Annotated in this window: 13 protein-coding genes, 5 tRNA genes and 1 riboswitch; of the genes, 8 read left to right on the top strand and 10 right to left on the bottom strand. The window is 72.4% G+C overall.

Translation table 11 applies throughout. The features are described from left to right. Positions 1 to 133: 133 nt before the first annotated feature. The 4 genes from ACIQFZ_RS31350 to ACIQFZ_RS31365 form a co-directional block, all read right to left on the bottom strand. Positions 134 to 210: transfer RNA gene (locus tag ACIQFZ_RS31350), tRNA-Phe, on the bottom strand. A gap of 25 nt (positions 211 to 235) precedes the next feature. Next, a tRNA-Asp gene (locus ACIQFZ_RS31355) sits at positions 236 to 310 on the bottom strand. Positions 311 to 358: 48 nt separating this feature from the next. Further along, positions 359 to 431, bottom strand: a tRNA-Glu gene (locus tag ACIQFZ_RS31360). A gap of 80 nt (positions 432 to 511) precedes the next feature. Then, a complete protein-coding gene (locus tag ACIQFZ_RS31365; RefSeq protein ID WP_383056675.1) occupies positions 512 to 2,113 on the bottom strand; it encodes a metallophosphoesterase in 1,602 nt (533 codons plus the stop codon). Between the two features lie 79 nt (positions 2,114 to 2,192). Here ACIQFZ_RS31365 and ACIQFZ_RS31370 point away from each other — a divergent pair, with 79 nt between their 5' ends. Continuing rightward, positions 2,193 to 2,543 (top strand): metallopeptidase family protein, encoded by a 351-nt coding sequence (locus ACIQFZ_RS31370; RefSeq protein WP_225076323.1) that lies wholly within the window; start codon positions 2,193 to 2,195, stop codon positions 2,541 to 2,543. 61 nt (positions 2,544 to 2,604) lie between these two features. On the opposite strand, the gene ACIQFZ_RS31375 is transcribed toward ACIQFZ_RS31370, so the two are convergent. Next, positions 2,605 to 2,841 carry a hypothetical protein gene (locus ACIQFZ_RS31375; protein ID WP_383056674.1) on the bottom strand — a complete coding sequence of 79 codons (237 nt, stop codon included), beginning with the start codon at positions 2,839 to 2,841 and terminating at the stop codon, positions 2,605 to 2,607. Continuing rightward, entirely contained in the window at positions 2,838 to 3,089 is a 252-nt protein-coding gene (locus tag ACIQFZ_RS31380; protein ID WP_365431157.1) for a hypothetical protein, read from the bottom strand. The genes ACIQFZ_RS31375 and ACIQFZ_RS31380 overlap by 4 nt, the downstream gene beginning before the upstream one ends. Before the next feature lie 278 nt (positions 3,090 to 3,367). Between ACIQFZ_RS31380 and ACIQFZ_RS31385 the strand changes: the two genes are divergently transcribed. Both ACIQFZ_RS31385 and ACIQFZ_RS31390 read left to right on the top strand, forming a co-directional pair. Continuing rightward, positions 3,368 to 5,533, top strand: a complete 2,166-nt coding sequence (locus tag ACIQFZ_RS31385; protein ID WP_383056671.1) for a DEAD/DEAH box helicase — start codon at positions 3,368 to 3,370, stop codon at positions 5,531 to 5,533. Between the two features lie 283 nt (positions 5,534 to 5,816). Next, positions 5,817 to 5,889: transfer RNA gene (locus ACIQFZ_RS31390), tRNA-Lys, on the top strand. A gap of 105 nt (positions 5,890 to 5,994) precedes the next feature. On the opposite strand, the gene ACIQFZ_RS31395 is transcribed toward ACIQFZ_RS31390, so the two are convergent. Continuing rightward, positions 5,995 to 6,750 carry a DUF4118 domain-containing protein gene (locus ACIQFZ_RS31395; protein ID WP_402692799.1) on the bottom strand — a complete coding sequence of 252 codons (756 nt, stop codon included), beginning with the start codon at positions 6,748 to 6,750 and terminating at the stop codon, positions 5,995 to 5,997. A 197-nt stretch (positions 6,751 to 6,947) separates the two neighbouring features. On the opposite strand from ACIQFZ_RS31395, the gene ACIQFZ_RS31400 reads away from it, so the two are divergent. The 5 genes from ACIQFZ_RS31400 to ACIQFZ_RS31420 all read left to right on the top strand — a co-directional run bounded on the left by ACIQFZ_RS31400 (position 6,948) and on the right by ACIQFZ_RS31420 (position 12,702). Continuing rightward, entirely contained in the window at positions 6,948 to 8,735 is a 1,788-nt protein-coding gene (locus ACIQFZ_RS31400; RefSeq protein ID WP_365434083.1) for an APC family permease, read from the top strand. 125 nt (positions 8,736 to 8,860) lie between these two features. After that, the gene (locus ACIQFZ_RS31405) at positions 8,861 to 9,991 is read left to right on the top strand and encodes a dihydrofolate reductase family protein (RefSeq protein ID WP_402692800.1); all 1,131 of its coding nucleotides are present in this window, start codon (positions 8,861 to 8,863) and stop codon (positions 9,989 to 9,991) included. 99 nt (positions 9,992 to 10,090) lie between these two features. Further along, positions 10,091 to 10,164 (top strand) — tRNA-Met (locus ACIQFZ_RS31410). Positions 10,165 to 10,393: 229 nt separating this feature from the next. Beyond that, positions 10,394 to 10,550, top strand: a riboswitch (cyclic di-AMP (ydaO/yuaA leader). Positions 10,551 to 10,561: 11 nt separating this feature from the next. Beyond that, the gene (locus tag ACIQFZ_RS31415; RefSeq protein WP_402692801.1) at positions 10,562 to 11,620 is read left to right on the top strand and encodes a M23 family metallopeptidase; all 1,059 of its coding nucleotides are present in this window, start codon (positions 10,562 to 10,564) and stop codon (positions 11,618 to 11,620) included. A gap of 137 nt (positions 11,621 to 11,757) precedes the next feature. Continuing rightward, a complete protein-coding gene (locus ACIQFZ_RS31420) occupies positions 11,758 to 12,702 on the top strand; it encodes an aldo/keto reductase (protein ID WP_365424634.1) in 945 nt (314 codons plus the stop codon). Positions 12,703 to 12,720: 18 nt separating this feature from the next. On the opposite strand, the gene ACIQFZ_RS31425 is transcribed toward ACIQFZ_RS31420, so the two are convergent. From ACIQFZ_RS31425 to lhgO, 3 genes are all read right to left on the bottom strand, one after another. Then, complete coding sequence (locus tag ACIQFZ_RS31425) at positions 12,721 to 14,067, bottom strand: PrsW family intramembrane metalloprotease (RefSeq protein WP_402692804.1); 1,347 nt, start codon at positions 14,065 to 14,067, stop codon at positions 12,721 to 12,723. A 19-nt stretch (positions 14,068 to 14,086) separates the two neighbouring features. Continuing rightward, positions 14,087 to 14,929 carry a tRNA (guanosine(46)-N7)-methyltransferase TrmB gene (gene trmB / locus ACIQFZ_RS31430; protein WP_365775929.1) on the bottom strand — a complete coding sequence of 281 codons (843 nt, stop codon included), beginning with the start codon at positions 14,927 to 14,929 and terminating at the stop codon, positions 14,087 to 14,089. A gap of 68 nt (positions 14,930 to 14,997) precedes the next feature. Then, positions 14,998 to 16,218, bottom strand: coding sequence for an L-2-hydroxyglutarate oxidase (lhgO, locus tag ACIQFZ_RS31435; protein WP_365424638.1), 1,221 nt, complete (start codon positions 16,216 to 16,218; stop codon positions 14,998 to 15,000). Positions 16,219 to 16,279: the final 61 nt, after the last annotated feature.

A 16,279-nucleotide genomic window follows, 5' to 3' on the forward strand; every position in this document is an offset into this window, starting at 1 on the left:
GCGGTGGCACTCCGGTGTACGCGTCCGTCCTCGGTCGGAGTCCTGTCCGCTCCGGGGCCGAAGGGCTGCGGCTGCCTGCCGGCTGTGCCGGCGAACAAAAAGAAGATCCCGCCCGATGGGCGGGATCTTTCTCTGGTGGCTGGGGCCGGGGTCGAACCGGCGACCTATCGCTTTTCAGGCGATCGCTCGTACCAACTGAGCTACCCAGCCATTGAGGTTTCACGTGAAACCTCAGCGGTCCTGACGGGATTTGAACCCGCGGCCTCCACCTTGACAGGGTGGCGAGCACTCCAAACTGCTCCACAGGACCATGGTTGTGTGCGAACCAACGAACGTAAGTGTCGCACACCGTACTGCGTGCCCCCAACGGGATTCGAACCCGTGCTACCGCCTTGAAAGGGCGGCGTCCTAGGCCGCTAGACGATGAGGGCTATCGGCCCGCCTGGGCGCTTCTCAGCGCGTCGGGGACGTGAAAAGCATAGGGGATGGCCGGGGGTATCGCCAAAACCGTTTACGAGCCGGAGGGGGAGGGCGCGGACGGGGAGGCTGTGGAGGGGGTGGGCGCGGTCGGGGAGGACGTGGCGCCGGGCTTGTTCTCCTCGGGCAGGTGGCGGCTGACCTCGGCCGTCGTCAGGCCCAGGCCGCCCAGCTTGATCGCGTCCCAGGCCTGGAGGCGGCGGCTGTCCCGGTCGAGGTAGAGGATCGACGCCTCGATCGGGGCCGGGTGCTCCCTCTCGACCGCGCGCAGCCCGCTGCCGCCCGTGGACCCCTCCATGCGCAGCCGCGTGCCGTACCTGAGGACCTCGGTCCCCTGGTGGTGGAGGTGGCCGCACAGCACCAGCGGCACGGTGCCGTCGGTCTCGCGGGCCGCGGACGGTTCGTGGGCGATGGCGATGTCGACGGGGGTGCCCTTGGCCCGCTGGTCGCGCAGGGCCGATGCCAGACGGGCGCCGGCCAGTTCCTCGGACGCGTCGGCGCCCGGCGCGCCGGAGCGGTCGGGGGTGAACTGGGGGTCGCCGATGCCGGCGAAGCGCAGGCCGGCGATGGTCTCGGCGCGGCCGTCGTCCAGCACGTGCACGTTCTTCATGTGCTCCAGGTAGCGCTGAGTGACCTTCGAGTCGTGGTTGCCGCGCACCCAGACGTAGGGGACACCCAGGTCCCCGATCGGGTCCAGGAAGCCGTTCTCCGCCGCGGTGCCGTGGTCCATCGTGTCGCCGGAGTCGACGATCACGTTCACCTTGTACTGCTCCACCAGCGAGGCGATGATCTTCCAGCTCGCCGGGTTGAGGTGGATGTCGGAGACGTGCAGGACCCGGATGGTCGTCGGGTCCGGCTGGTAGGCGGGGAGCGTGGAGGTGACGTCGTAGAGCTTGGTCACGTTCGTCACCAGGCGTGCCAGTTCCTTCTGGTAAACGTCGAACTCGGTGACGATGCTGCGGGCGTTGCCGACCACGGAGGGCGCCGAGGACAGCAGCCCGGAGAACTTCGGCTCCAGTACCGACTTGGGATTCCAGGTGGCGAACGCGGTCGCCCCGGACGCGGCGAGCAGGGTCAGGGCCAGGCCGCCGGCCGCCAGGGCGCGGCGCGGTCGGCGGTAGACCGCGAGGCCGAGCGCGGTGGCGCCGGAGACGACGGCCACGCAGGACCGCAGGGCCAGGTCGAGGGTGCCGTGCTCGACGTCGTGCGCCACTTCGTCCTGGAGGCCGGAGAGGCGTTCCGGGTGGACGACCAGGGCCTGGGAGCGGGCCGGGTCGAGCTGGTCGACGTTCACGTCGAGGCGGACGGGGGCGATATGGCTGTCCAGTTCCAGGGAGCCCAGCGGAGAGACGTTGATCTTCGTGCCGCCGGTCAGGGACGGGCGCAGGGTCATCGTGGTGTTCATGGGGCCGACCGGGACCCGTACGTTGCCGACGACGAGCAGCCCCAGCCAGGCGCCGACCAGGACGACGGCCACCAGTCCGGCGGCGCGTGCCCAGGGGCGCGGCTCGTGCGCCAGTGAGAGGTCCGGGCGCGGACGGGTCGATCGGCGGCGGAGGGCGACGGCGTGCACCGCCCTCCGTATGCCGCGGAGGGGGTTCGGCCGGTTCGGGTCTGCGGCGGGGACGCGGGGCATTGGGCGCGTATGCCCATGCCCGACACCCGGTATGCCCGTGCGCGGCATGGTCGCGCGGGCGGTACCGGACAATGACGGTGTGCTGGAGATGACGCGCGAGGAGTTCGAGGAACTGGTGGCCGAGGCCCTCGACCGGATTCCGCCGGAGCTGACGCGGCTGATGGACAACGTCGCGGTGTTCGTCGAGGACGAGCCGCCCGCCGACGATCCCGAGCTGCTCGGGCTGTACGAGGGGACCCCGCTGACGGAGCGCGGTGAGTGGTACGCGGGGGTGCTGCCGGACCGGATCACGATCTACCGCGGGCCGACGCTGCGCATGTGCGAGACACGGGAGGACGTGGTCGCGGAGACGGAGGTGACGGTGGTTCACGAGATCGCCCACCACTTCGGGATCGACGACGAACGTCTGCACGCGCTGGGGTACGGCTGACCCTCGCCGCGTGCGGTCGCGTGTCCTCCGGCGGGTGAACGGAGTTGGGGATGGTGACTTCTCATCCCGGAGGTGGCTGCCCGTGCGCCCCTTGTACGTATCCGTCCGTCTCGCCGCCGCGGTCGCCGCCGTCACCGCCGCCGCCGGCTGCGTGAGCGTGGGGGAGGACGCCGGCGGCGCGGTCAGGCCGTCGCACTCCGCCGGAGAGCGGGGCGGCGGGGCCCCGGGCGGTGAGGACGCGGTGTTCGGCGGTGGCGCGGGCCGCACGGGTGGCGGTGGGGACGGCAAGCGTGGTCACGGGGGGAAGGGGAAGCCCGGCGAGTCGCCGTCCGTGTCGGCCTCGCCGTCGGACGAGCCGGGCGCGTCGGCGGCGCCGGGCACTGGCGGGTTGCCGCCGAAGCCGGGCGAGCCGACGCCGACAGAGGCGGTGTCGGTGCCCCCGCAGACGTCCGCCACGCCCGAGCAGCCGCCGGCTTCGCCGCCCGCTCCGCCGGCGTCTTCGGATCCGCCGTCGGCCGAGCCGTCGCCTTCGGCGCACGATGGCACGGGGTCGCAGTTGGAGCAGCGGGAACGCTCGTACAAGCCGGGCCGGCAACCGCACCGGACGAGGGGCTGACCTGCGGCGGCGCCGTCGGTTTGCCTTCGGGGGTGCAGGGTGCGTATGGTGGCAGATCGTTTGATCCCATTTGCCCGGCGCCCACGCAGAGCGCGCCGTGTGGCGCGTACTCTCCTTTGCCGTGGCGGACCGCATCGAGGCGGTCGTGGCGCGAATCACGGAGTTGACGGGCGCGTGCCGACGAGACTCCGGAAGGTTTCGCATTCGCATGTCCATTGCCACTGATCACGTCGTCGTGCCCGAGAACGCCGACGACGCTCCCGAGAACAACGAGGCCCCGGAGATCACCTTCGCGGACCTCGGCCTGCCCGAGGGCGTCGTCCGCAAGCTCGCGCAGAACGGCGTGACCACGCCTTTCCCGATCCAGGCCGCGACCATCCCGGACGCCCTGGCCGGGAAGGACATCCTGGGCCGGGGCCGCACCGGCTCCGGCAAGACCCTCTCCTTCGGTCTGCCGACCCTGACCACGCTGGCCGGCGGCCGCACCGAGCGGAAGCGGCCGCGTGCGGTCATCCTCACCCCGACCCGTGAGCTGGCCATGCAGGTGGCCGACGCCCTTCAGCCCTACGGCGACGTCGTCGGCCTGCGGATGAAGGTCGTCTGCGGTGGCACCTCCATGGGCAACCAGATCTACGCCCTGGAGAAGGGCGTCGACATCCTGGTCGCCACCCCGGGCCGGCTGCGCGACCTCATCAACCGCGGCGCCTGCTCCCTGGAGGATGTGCAGATCGCGGTCCTGGACGAGGCCGACCAGATGTCCGACCTGGGCTTCCTGCCCGAGGTCACCGAGCTGCTGGACCAGGTTCCGGCGGGCGGTCAGCGGATGCTGTTCTCCGCGACGATGGAGAACGAGATCAAGACCCTCGTCGACCGCTACCTGACCGATCCGGTCAGCCACGAGGTCGACGCGGCACAGGGCGCGGTGACGACCATGTCGCACCACATCCTGATCGTGAAGCCCAAGGACAAGGCGCCGGTCACCGCGGCCATCGCCTCCCGCAAGGGCCGCACCATCATCTTCGTGCGCACCCAGCTGGGCGCCGACCGCGTGGCCGAGCAGCTGCGCGAGGCCGGTGCGAAGGCCGAGGCGCTGCACGGCGGCATGACCCAGGGCGCCCGCACCCGCACCCTGGCCGACTTCAAGGACGGTTACGTCAACGTCCTGGTCGCCACGGACGTCGCCGCCCGCGGTATCCACGTCGACGGCATCGACCTGGTGCTGAACGTCGACCCGGCCGGCGACCACAAGGACTACCTGCACCGGGCCGGCCGTACGGCCCGCGCGGGCCGTACGGGCACGGTGGTCTCGCTGTCCCTGCCGCACCAGCGGCGTCAGATCTTCCGCCTCATGGAGGACGCGGGCGTGGACGCCTCGCGCCACATCATCCAGGGCGGCGCGGCCTTCGACCCGGAGGTCGCCGAGATCACCGGCGCTCGGTCGATGACCGAGGTTCAGGCCGAGTCCGCGGGCACCGCGGCCCAGCTGGCCGAGCGCGAGGTCACCCACCTCGCCAAGCAGCTGGAGCGCGCGCAGCGGCGTGCGGCCGAGCTGCGTGACGAGGCCGACCGGCTGGTCGCCCGGCTCGCCCGCGAGCGCGGCGAGACCGTGACGTCCGAGGGCTCGGACGCGGTGGCCGAGGAGCAGGCGGTGGCCGAGGTGTCGGTGCCGGAGCAGCCGGCCGCCCGGGACGTCGAACGCATCGACCGGGAAGAGGGCGCCGAGCGTGAGGAGCGTACGGCGGCCCCGTCGTCGTACGACCGGCGTGAGCGGCGCGAGGACCGCGGTGGTTTCCAGCGCGACCGGGACCGTGCGCCCCGTTCCTTCGACCGTCGTGACGACCGTGGTGGCTTCAACCGTGACCGGGACCGGGACCGGGACCGCGGTGACCGGGGCGGCTTCCGCCGTGACGACCGGGGCGACCGTGGCGACCGCGGTGGCCGTTCCTTCGACCGCCGTGACGACCGTGGCTCGTTCGACCGTCGTGACGACCGGGGCGGCTTCCGCCGTGACGACCGCGGTGACCGGGGCGACCGTGGTGGCCGTTCCTTCGAGCGGCGCGACGACCGGGGCGGTTTCCACCGTGACCGGGACCGCGCGCCTCGTTCCTCCGACCGCCGTGACGACCGTGGCTCGTTCGACCGTCGTGACGACCGGGGTGGCTTCCGTCGTGACGACCGCCCGGCCCGGCGCGACGAGCGCGGCGGGCACCGCGGCAGCGACCGCCCGTTCAACCGTGACCGCCAGGGCGACCGCCCCGGCTTCCGCTCCGGCGGCCACGAGCGCCCCTACGGCCGCCGTGACGACCACCGCGGCGGCAACGGCGGTTCCTTCGGCCGCCGCGACGACAAGCCGCGCTGGAAGCGCAACGGCTGACGCCGGGTGAACCCACTCTGAAGGGCCCGTACGACTCCTGTCGTACGGGCCCTTCGGTTTTTGACCACCCGTGCCTCGCTGACCACCGCGGGCCCCGGCGGCGGCCACTGCTCCGGCACCCCGGCACGAAGATCTCCGGTGGCTGGAAGGGCTACAAGGGGATCTTCCGACCGCAACGGTCACCCGGTCACCGCCGATCGCGCCGAACTTCCGGCCGGGCACCCCGGATACCCGATCGGCGACGGGCCCTCCTCCCGCTATGCTCGGGTAGGCAACATCGCCTGGGCCCTTAGCTCAATTGGCAGAGCAGTGGACTTTTAATCCATTGGTTGTGGGTTCGAGTCCCACAGGGCCTACGGCCGCAGGAGGAGGAAACACCTCCGACCTGCTCCGCAGCGCCCGGTTCGGCTTCGGCCGGTCCGGGCGCTGCGGCGTTTTCGTGGCCTGGGGTGCGGTGTGGGTCAGGCTGTGGGCCTCGGGGTTCTCCAGGTGGTCTGGAGGGCGGCGCCCACCTGGTCGGCCAGGGTGACGGCGACCAGGCGGGCCTCCAGGGGCGGGGTGTGGCCGGGGGTCGGGCGGAGCAGGAAGCGGCCGTGGAAGTGGCCGCCCGCGAGGACGCGCAGTTCGATGTCCTGGTCGGGCATGCCGAGTCGGTCGACGTCCCACGTTCTGCGCCCGACGGTGAGGGAGCCGTCGGATTCCAGGCGGGGGGCGTGGCCGAGCAGGGTGCCGTACTCGAAGCGGCAGCCGCGCAGGTGGAGCAGGCCGACGAGTTGCGCGCGCACGGCCTCGACCACCGCGTCGGGTGAGGTCGCCTCCCTGGCCAGTTGGGCCGCGTGGTGGATCTGGGCGAGGTAGTCGGTGTCGGTGATGGTGACGACTTCCAGGCGCCGGGCGCGGGCCGCCAGTTGGGAGACGGTCAGGGCGACGGCGAGCAGCACGACGGCGGTGGTGATGTCGGCGGTGCTCGTGATCGTGAGCCGTTGGTAGGGCACGGTGAAGAAGAAGTCGAACCAGACGGCCGCGGACACCGCGGCGAGGACGCCGGCCGGCCGGTTGCCGAGGGCCGCTGCCGCGACGACGACCGCGACGAGGACGAGAGCGACGACGGTGTTGGCGAGGCCGGCGCGGAAGGGCAGCAGCACCGCGCTGACCGCGAGCGGTGCCACCAGGGCGGCGACGATCGCGATGGGCCCTCTGACGAGGTGGTCGGACATCGTGGGCACCTCCTGCCTGCCTCTTCCGGTGTAGCAGGACGCGGGTGACCCTGGACGACCTTTAACACCTCTCTTGCGCCGAATTCGGTGGTTTGCGGGGGATCCTGCCTCTGGGGTTCCGAAGGCGACGTGAGGGCGGTGGAGCCGTGGGCGCGAGGGCCGAGGATGCGGGTCGGCGGCGCACTGCCGGGCGGATCGTGGGGAAACGGCAGGAGCGGGACCGGCTGACGGTGCCGCAGGGGCTGGCCGCGCTGTCCTTGGACGCGCTCGCCTCGGTGGCCTACGGGCCGGAGGCGATCGTGGTGGTGCTGGCGGTGGCCGGCAGCCAGGGCCTGGGTTTCACCCTGCCGGTGACGCTGGCGATCGTGGTGCTGCTGGCGGCGCTGACGTTCTCCTACCGGCAGGTGATCGCCGCGTTCCCGAACGGGGGCGGCGCGTACGCGGTCGCGGGGCGGCATCTGGGCCGGCGGGTCAGCCTGGTCGCCGCCGCCTCGCTGATCATCGACTACGTGCTGAACGTGGCGGTGTCGGTCTCCGCCGGCGTGGCCGCGCTCACCTCCGCCTTCCCCGTCCTGTACAGCGACCGGGTGCCGCTGTGCGTGATCGTGCTGGGGCTGATCACGGCGGTCAACCTCTACGGGGTCGCCGAGTCCGCCAAGGTGATGATCGCTCCCACCGTGGTGTTCGTCGCGGCGATCGCCGCCGTCGTCGTGGCCGGGCTGGTGCGCCCGACACCGGCGGTCCCGCCCGTCCATCCGACGGCCCCGGCCGTCTCCGCGGTCGGAGTCCTGCTGCTGTTGCGGGCGTTCGCCTCGGGCTGCTCGGCGCTGACCGGCGTGGAGGCCATCGCGAACGCCGTCCCCACCTTTCGCACCCCGAGGGTCCGGCGGGCGCAGCGCACCGAGGTCGCGCTCGGCGCGCTGCTCGGGGCCATGCTCATCGGGCTGTCGCTGCTCATCGGCAAGTTCCATGTCGCGCCGAGCGGCACCAAGACCGTCCTGGCGCAGCTCACCGAGGCGTCCCTGGGTCACAACGCAGGCTTCTACGTGGTGCAGTTCGCCACCATGACGCTGCTCGCGCTCGCGGCCAACACCTCCTTCGGCGGCATGCCGGTCCTGACCTCCCTGCTGGCCCGCGACAACCATCTGCCGCACGTCTTCGGGCTGCGCGCCGACCGGCAGGTCTACCGCTACGGCGTCGTCGTGCTCGCCGCCGCCGCCCTGGTCCTGCTGGTCGTGGCCGAGGGCGACACCCAGAAACTGGTGCCGGTCTTCGCCATCGGCGTGTTCATCGGGTTCACCCTCTCCCAGGCCGGCATGGTCCGGCACTGGCACCTGGACGGGGGTCCCGGATGGCGCCGGCGGGCGGCCGTCAACGGCCTCGGGGCGCTGCTGACCTTCGCGGCCCTGGTCATCGAGCTGGTGTCGAAGTTCGGCGAGGGCGGCTGGCTCGTCTTCGCCGCGGTCGCCGTCCTGGTGGCCGTGTTCGAGTCGGTGCACCGCACGTACCAGCGCATCGGCGCGGCCCTGCACCTCGGCGAAGTCCCCGCACGGCCCGAGCCGCGCCACTCGGTCGTCGTCGTTCCCGTCGGTGCCGTCAACCTGCTCACCAGCGAGGCCATCAGCGCCGCGTTGTCACTGAGCGACGAGGTCCGCGCCGTCACCGTCGTACACCCCGAGGACCGCGACGCCCCCTCCGCCGACGAGGTCCACGCCGCCTGGAACGCCTGGCAGCCCGGTGTCCCCCTCACCGTGCTGCACAGCCGCACCCGCTCCCTGACCCGGCCCTTCGTCGACCATCTGCGCGCGCTGGCCGCCCAGGAGCGGCAGGACCGGATCGTGGTCCTCATCCCGGAGATGCACCTGCCCAGGCCCTGGCAGCGGCTTCTGCAGAACCAGCGCGGTGCCGTCCTGGACCGCGCCGTCCGCCGCCACACCGACGCCGTCATCTGCCGCCTGCGGTTCCGCATCCACCTCGGTCACTGACCCCCACCGACCGGCGGGCGGCCCGCCCGCGTCGCGTGCGCGGCTGCGCCACGGTGGGGCCCCGCTCGCGATCGGCGGGGTCGGTCACACTGGGAGCCAGTCCGCCGCCGAGAGAGAGGGCGTCGATGCCCCACCCGTACGTCCTGCTGTCCGCCGCCGTCTCGCTCGACGGCTACCTGGACGACACCGGCCCCGAGCGCCTGCTGCTCTCCAGCCCCGCCGACTTCGACCGGGTCGACGAGGTACGGGCGTCGGCCGACGCGATCCTGATCGGCGCCGGCACCCTGCGGGCCGACAACCCGCGGCTGCTGCTGAACTCGCCGCAGCGGCGGGCCGCACGCCGCGCCGCCGGGAAGCCGGAGTACCCGCTGAAGGTCGCGGTCAGCGCCTCCGGCGAGCTGGATCCCGGGGCGCCCTTCTGGCACACCGGCGGCGAGAAGATCCTCTACACGACCGACGAGGGCGCGCTGCGGCTGCGGCGTACGGGCCTGGCCGCCGACGTGGTGCCGCTGGGCGCCGAACTCGGCTGGCCCCGGCTCCTCGAGCACCTGCACGACGAACGCGGGGTGCGCCGGCTCATGGTCGAGGGCGGCGGGACCGTCCACACGCAGCTGCTCCAGCAGCAGCTCGCGGACGAGGTGCAGCTCGTGCTCGCCCCCCTGTTCGTGGGGGACGCGGACGCGCCCCGGCTGTTCGGGCCCGGGACCTACCAGGGCGGGCGGCTGCGGCTGGTGGAGACGCGGACCATCGAGGACGTCGTCCTCGTGCGCTACGAGCCCACCGCTCCCGGCACCGCCGGCCGCGCCGTGCCCGCGGACCGGCACTGGCTCCGGCTCGCCTGCGAACTGGCGGCCCAGTGCCCGCCGTCCCGGACCGCGTTCAGCGTGGGCGCCGTGGTGGTTGCCGCCGACGGGACCGAACTCGCCCGCGGGTACTCGCGGGAGGGCGGCGACCCGGTCGTGCACGCGGAGGAGGCGGCGCTGGCCAAGGTCGACCCGGCGGATCCGCGGCTGCCGGACGCCACGGTGTACAGCAGCCTGGAGCCGTGCGCCCGCCGCGCCTCCCGGCCGCGTCCGTGCGCCCGGCTGATTCTGGACGCCGGGGTGCGACGGGTGGTGACCGCGTGGCGGGAGCCGGACACGTTCGTCGAGGGCGCCGACGGGACCGGGGTGCTGGCGGCCGGTGGCGCGGACGCCGTCGTGGTGCCGGAGTTCGAGGAGCCGGCCAGGGAACCGAACCGGCATCTGCTCGGCTGAGCGTGACCTCGTCGCACGGCCGGGAACCGTGTGACGAACAGTGGCAGGTGAGGTGGGTGCGAGCAGTCCTCCGGATGACATATACTGGTGTCACAACGACGCGGGGTGGAGCAGCTCGGTAGCTCGCTGGGCTCATAACCCAGAGGTCGCAGGTTCAAATCCTGTCCCCGCTACTGAAGGCTCAGGGCCGGAATCCAATCAATGGATTCCGGCCCTGAGTGTTTCGCGGACACATGGCTCTCCCCGAGGTGCGGTCAACTCGCCCGGTTTTCGGTGGTCATGGACCGTAAGGTCGGGCCGGAAGGTTTAGTGATCAAGCCGAACGGCTTGGAATCCGGGCCCCGAGTCTATTAACGTTCGATAACGCAGCACGGTCGTCCCAGCCGTCACAAGAGGCGGCTCCGTGCGCGCACGCCGAATCCCGCAAGGGAACCGGGGAACCACCAACTTGGGGTGAATCGAGCGTAACCGCCGTGTACGTACGGCTTGTTTACGCGCGTAGGAGACCTTCCCGCTCCGAACCCGTCAGCTAACCCGGTAGGCGAGACGGAAGGAAAGGAGTACGCCTTCGTGGCGTCCAACCCGCCTGCCCCGGAAGCCCCGTTCGCGCCGAGCCGGCAGCACGGAGAGACCTTCGGCTACGACAGCCGCCGCGCCGACGAGGGCCCCTGGGAGGAGTGGAACCCCACCGCGGAGTCCATCCGTCCCGTGCGCGGCCGGCACCGCGTCGCCAAGCAGCGCGGCGGCGGACTCGCCCGCAGCTCCACCGTTCTCGGTGTCGGCGTCATCGCCGCCGTCGGCGCGGGCGGCATGGCGAGCGCCAACAGCGGCAAGCCGCCGGTGTCCATCTCGCTGCCCGACCTGCCCTCCGTGGGCTCCCTGTTCGAGGACTCGTCCGACGCTGCCCCCGAGGGCTCGTCGACCGCGCTCAGCGGCGTCGGCGTGACCGCCGCCGAGGCCGAGCACGGCACCTCGGACGCCGGCGAGGTGCTGCGCAACCGGATCATGGCGCAGGCCGAGCAGCAGCAGGTCCAGATCGAGGCCAAGGCCCAGGCGGACGCCGAGGCCGCCGCCGCCAAGAAGGCCGCCGAGGAGGCGGCGAAGGCGCGGGAGACGGCCCAGGCCAAGGCCGCCGCCGAGAAGAAGAAGGCGGAGGAGGAGGCCAAGCGGAAGGCCGAGGAGGCCGCCAGGAAGGCCGAGGAGGCCCGGCTGGCCGAGCTGGCCAGGCAGTACGCGCTGCCCACCTCCTCGTACACGCTCACCTCCACCTTCGGCCAGGCCGGCTCCATGTGGTCCTCCGGCTACCACACCGGCCTCGACTTCGCCGCGCCCACGGGCACCCTGCTCAAGGCGATCCACACCGGCACCATCACCGAGGCCGGCTGGGCCGGCTCCTACGGCTACCGCACGATCCTCACCCTCGAGGACGGCACCGAGCTGTGGTTCTGCCACCAGTCGTCGATCAACGTCAGCGCCGGCCAGAAGGTCAGCACGGGCGAAGTGATCGGCCGCGTGGGCGCCACCGGCAACGTCACCGGGCCCCACCTCCACCTGGAGGTCCACCCGGGTGGCCAGTCCACCGGGATCGACCCGATGGCGTGGCTGCGCGGCAAGGGCCTCGCCCCCTGACGGACACGCCTCGCCGCTTGGCGTACGCGGACCGGTCTCACCCCTGACGAGCCCGTGAGACCGGTTTGCGCAACCTTTGCGGCCGGATGCGGCCCGGCCCGGAATGGGTCGCTCCGGCGCGGTTGTTGATGTTGGACATGACTTCTCTACGCAAACTGGGTTCGTCCGATCTCGAGGTCTTCCCGCTCGCCCTCGGTGGCAACGTCTTCGGCTGGACCGCCGACCAGGAGCAGTCCTTCGCCGTCCTCGACGCCTACACGGCCGCCGGAGGCAACTTCGTCGACAGCGCCGACTCCTACTCCGCGTGGGTGGAGGGCAACCAGGGCGGCGAGTCCGAGACGATCATCGGCAAGTGGATCAAGGCGCGCGGCAACCGCTCCGACGTCGTCATCGCCACCAAGGTCAGCCAGCACCCCGACTACCAGGGCCTGAGCGCCGCCAACATCAAGGCCGCGGCCGACGCCTCCCTCAGGCGTCTGGGCACGGACCACATCGACCTGTACTACACGCACTTCGACCAGCCGGAAGTCCCCGTCGAGGAGATCATCGGCGCGCTCGACGAGCTGGTCAGGGCGGGCAAGGTGCGGCACATCGCCGCCTCGAACATCTCCGCCGAGCGCCTCCAGGAGTCCCTGGACTTCTCCGACCGCGAGGGCCTGGCCCGCTACGTGGCGCTCCAGCCGCACTACAACCTGGTCTCGCGCGACACCTACGAAGGCGGGCTGGAGAACGTCGCCGAGCGGTCCGGCCTGGCCGCCGTCCCGTACTACGCGCTCGCCTCCGGCTTCCTGACCGGCAAGTACCGGCCCGGTACGACGGTGGACAGCGCGCGGGCGCAGGGCGCGGCCAGGCACCTCGAGACCGAGCGCGGCCAGAAGGTCCTCACGGCCCTTGACGACGTGGCCCGCGCCCATGACGCCGAGGTCGCCACGGTGGCCCTGGCCTGGCTCGCCGCGCAGCCGACGGTGACCGCCCCGATCGCCTCGGCGCGGACGGTGGACCAGCTCCCGGCGCTGCTGGGGGTCGCGGAGTTGCGGCTGACGGAGGAGGAGCTCGGGAAGCTGACGCGGGCGTCGGCGTAACTCCCGTCCCCGGGGCCGCTACGGCTGTGTCCGGTACGGGTTGTACGAGGGATACGGCACCGCCGGTCCGTACGACCCGCACCCCAGCGGCCGCGAGTGGACGCCGTACACCCCGTACACCCCGCACCCCGGCCAGGGTGGCGCGGCCATGGGCATCGTCATCCTGGCCGCGTGGTCCAGTGCGGGTTGCGCCACCTCCCGCCTGCGCCACAGCTCGTGCAGCAGTTCCCGCTCCCGTACGGCGAAGTCGGCCCCGGCCCGCCCCCGGCGGCCGCGGTGCCGGAGGAAGGCCAGCGAGGTCGCGTACGCCTCGTACTGGGCGACCGTCCGCGCCGCCGTCCTGCCGAGCCGGCGCCGGGCGTGGTCGCGGGCCAGTCTGCGCGCCCGCATGGAGGCCAGGGCGAACGGTTCGGCCGGGGTGAGCCATCCGGCGGCGGTGTACGCGGGCAGCTCCTCGCGCACGGTCCTCAGCTCGCGCTGCCGGGTCCAGACGACCAGCCAGGTCAGCAGCGCGAACGCGGGCACCATGATGGCCGCGTACACCGCGAAGAAGCCGTACTCGCCGAAGGTCGCCGAGCCGTTCCACAGGGCGTGCATGCCCATCGCGAGCAGCAGCCCGGCCGGCGGCGGCAGCAGGCGGCGCAGGCGTCGGCGGTCCCCGGACATCGCGGCGATGCCGAAGCCGATGCCGGTGAGCACGGTGAACATCGGGTGCGCGAACGGCGACATGATGACGCGGACGAAGAAGGTCGCCGCGGTGACGGAGGCGATGCCCCGGTCACCGGTGAGCTGGTCGGTGCCGAAGGCGTTGCCGAGGTAGAGGATGTTCTCGGTGAACGCGAAGCCGGTCGCGGTCACCCCGGCGATGACGACCCCGTCGACGATGCCGGTGAAGTCGCGTCTGCGGAAGAGGAAGACCAGCAGGACGGCGGCGGCCTTCGCGGACTCCTCCACGACCGGCGCTATCACGGTCGCGCCCAGGGTGTCCGCGCTCGCGGGGTCGGCGGTCGCCGTGGCGATCCAGTGGGTGGCGAAGCTGTTGGCGACGATCGCGATCAGGGCCGCCGCGCAGGCGCCCCAGGCGAAGGCGAACACCAGGTCCCGCCAGGGGCCGGGCTCGACCCGGTCCAGCCAGCGGAAGGCAGCCGTCAGCAGCGGTACGGGCAGCACCGCGAGCCCGAGCCCGACGAGGAACCCCTCGGTGCCGGTCTGCCGGCGCACGAGGGCGAGGATGACCAGCCCGGACAGGGCGAGCAGGGTGACGAGCGCGCCGTACCTGACCCATCGCCGCTGCCACCAGTGCGTGTGGCCGGACGCGCCGACGGGAGCGCCGGGAGGTGTCGGGTACGGGGGGCAGGCGGCCACGGCATCGGCCCTCACGAGGTCACTGCGGGTGCTGGTCTTCGTGTGGCACGCGACGGAAGAGCAGATCGTTCACCACATGACCTTTCTCCAGTCCCTGGCCCTCGAAACGGGTCAGCGGCCGGAAGCCGGGACGTGGCGCGAAACCGCCGTCGGCCTGGGTGTTCTCGAAGTCGGGGTGCGCCGTCAGCACGTCGAGCATCTGCTGGGCGTACGGCTCCCAGTCCGTCGCGCAGTGCACGACGGCCCCGGGCCTGAGCCGGGTGGCGGCCAGCATCAGGAACTCCGGCTGGATCAGCCGCCGCTTGTGGTGCCGCTTCTTCGGCCAGGGGTCGGGGAAGTAGACGCGCAGCCCGTCGAGGCTGTCGGGGGCGAGCATCTCGCGCAGCAGGATGATGGCGTCGCCGTTGCCGACGCGGACGTTGCCGAGTCCGTGCCGGTCGGCGAGGCTCAGCAGGTTGCCCTGGCCCGGGGTGTGCACGTCGACGGCGAGGATGTTGGTGTCCGGGTCCTCGGCCGCCATCCGGGCGGTGGCCTCGCCCATCCCGAAGCCGATCTCCAGGACGACCGGGCGGGTGTTCCCGAACAGCTCGGCGAGGTCGATCACCCGCTGCCCGTCGATGTCCAGGCCCCAGGCGGGCCACAGCCGCTGCAACGCGTCCGCCTGCCCCGCGGTCACCCGGCTCCGGCGCGGCTGGAAGCTGCGGATCCGCCGCTCGAAGTGCGAGCCGGCCGGATCGGCCTTGGGCCCGTCGGGGAAACGCGGCTCCCCCTTGACCCGGGTGTGCCGCACGGACACGCCGGGCGTGTGCCGGGGCAGCTCACCGGGGGCGGGAGCCTGGGGGGTGTTCAGCGAGTCAGTCACAGTGGGAACGATTTTACGGGGGGCCGGCACGGACCGGCTCTCAAGGCCGACGGGACCCAGCGCGCCCTTCATGCCGACTCCAGGACGGCCAGGGCCCTCCTCGCCACCTCGCGCCCGATCGGCAGCGAGGCGGTCGCCGCGGGACTGGGCGCGTTGAGCACGTGCACCGCCCGGGCGCCCTCCCGGATCAGGAAGTCGTCCACCAGCGTGCCGTCCCGCAGGACGGCCTGCGCCCGCACCCCGGCGGCGGCCGGCACCAGGTCCTCCTCCCGTACCCCCGGCATCAGCCGGCGCACCGCCTGCGTGAAGGCGGCCTTCGACACCGACCGCCGCAGCTCCCCGGCCCCGTACCGCCAGTGCCGGCGGGCGATCCGCCACGACCCGGGCCAGCCCAGCGTTCCCGCCAGCTCCCGCGGCCGTACGACCCCCCATCCGTAGCCCTCGCGGGCCAGTGCCGGCACCGCGTTGGGTCCGACGTGCACACCGCCGTCGACCCCGCGGGTGAGATGCACGCCGAGGAAGGGGAACGCGGGGTCGGGCACCGGATACACCAGCCCCCGCACCAGCTCCGGCCGCGCCAGCTCGTAGTACTCCCCGCGGAACGGCACGATCCGCACCCCGGGCTCGTCCCCGGTCAGCCGCGCCACCTCGTCGCAGTACAGCCCCGCGCAGTTGACCAGCACGCGCGCGCGGACGACGTCACCGCGCCCGGTCAGGACGGCCACCCCCAGCTCCGGCCGCCGGTCCACCCGCACCACCCGGGCCCCGTACCGGATCTCCGCGCCGGACGCGTCCGCCAGCTGCCGGGCCACCGCCGTGAAGTCGCAGATCCCCGTCGTCCCCACGTGGATCGCGGCCAGTCCGCGGACCTCCGGCTCGTACTCCCCGATCTGCGCGGGGCCCAGCTCGCGCACCGGAATGCCGTTCTCCCGGCCGCGCTGCACCAGTGCGTGCAGCCGGGGCAGCTCCTCCCGCCCGGTCGCCACGATCAGCTTGCCGGTCACCTCGTGCGCGATGCCGTACTCCGCGCAGAACTTGACCATCTCGGCGGCGCCCCCCGCCGCGTACCGCGCCTTCAGCGAGCCCGGCCGGTAGTAGATCCCGCTGTGGATCACCCCGCTGTTGCGTCCCGTCTGGTGCCGGGCCGGGCCCTGCTCCTTCTCCAGCACGGTCACGCGCGTGCCCGGCGCGGCGCGCGTGATCGCGTACGCCGTCGACAGGCCGACGATGCCACCTCCGATCACCAGCACGTCGCAGTCGTAAGCGATGTCCGGCCGCACCTGCTCCACCTCCCGCCTCGATAGTGCACTGCGCCACTGACAATGCCCTCGAACCGGTGGGACCGCGCGA

Origin of the sequence: Streptomyces sp. NPDC093064, from assembly GCF_044754605.1 — a bacterium.
Classification (GTDB): Bacteria; Actinomycetota; Actinomycetes; order Streptomycetales; family Streptomycetaceae; genus Streptomyces.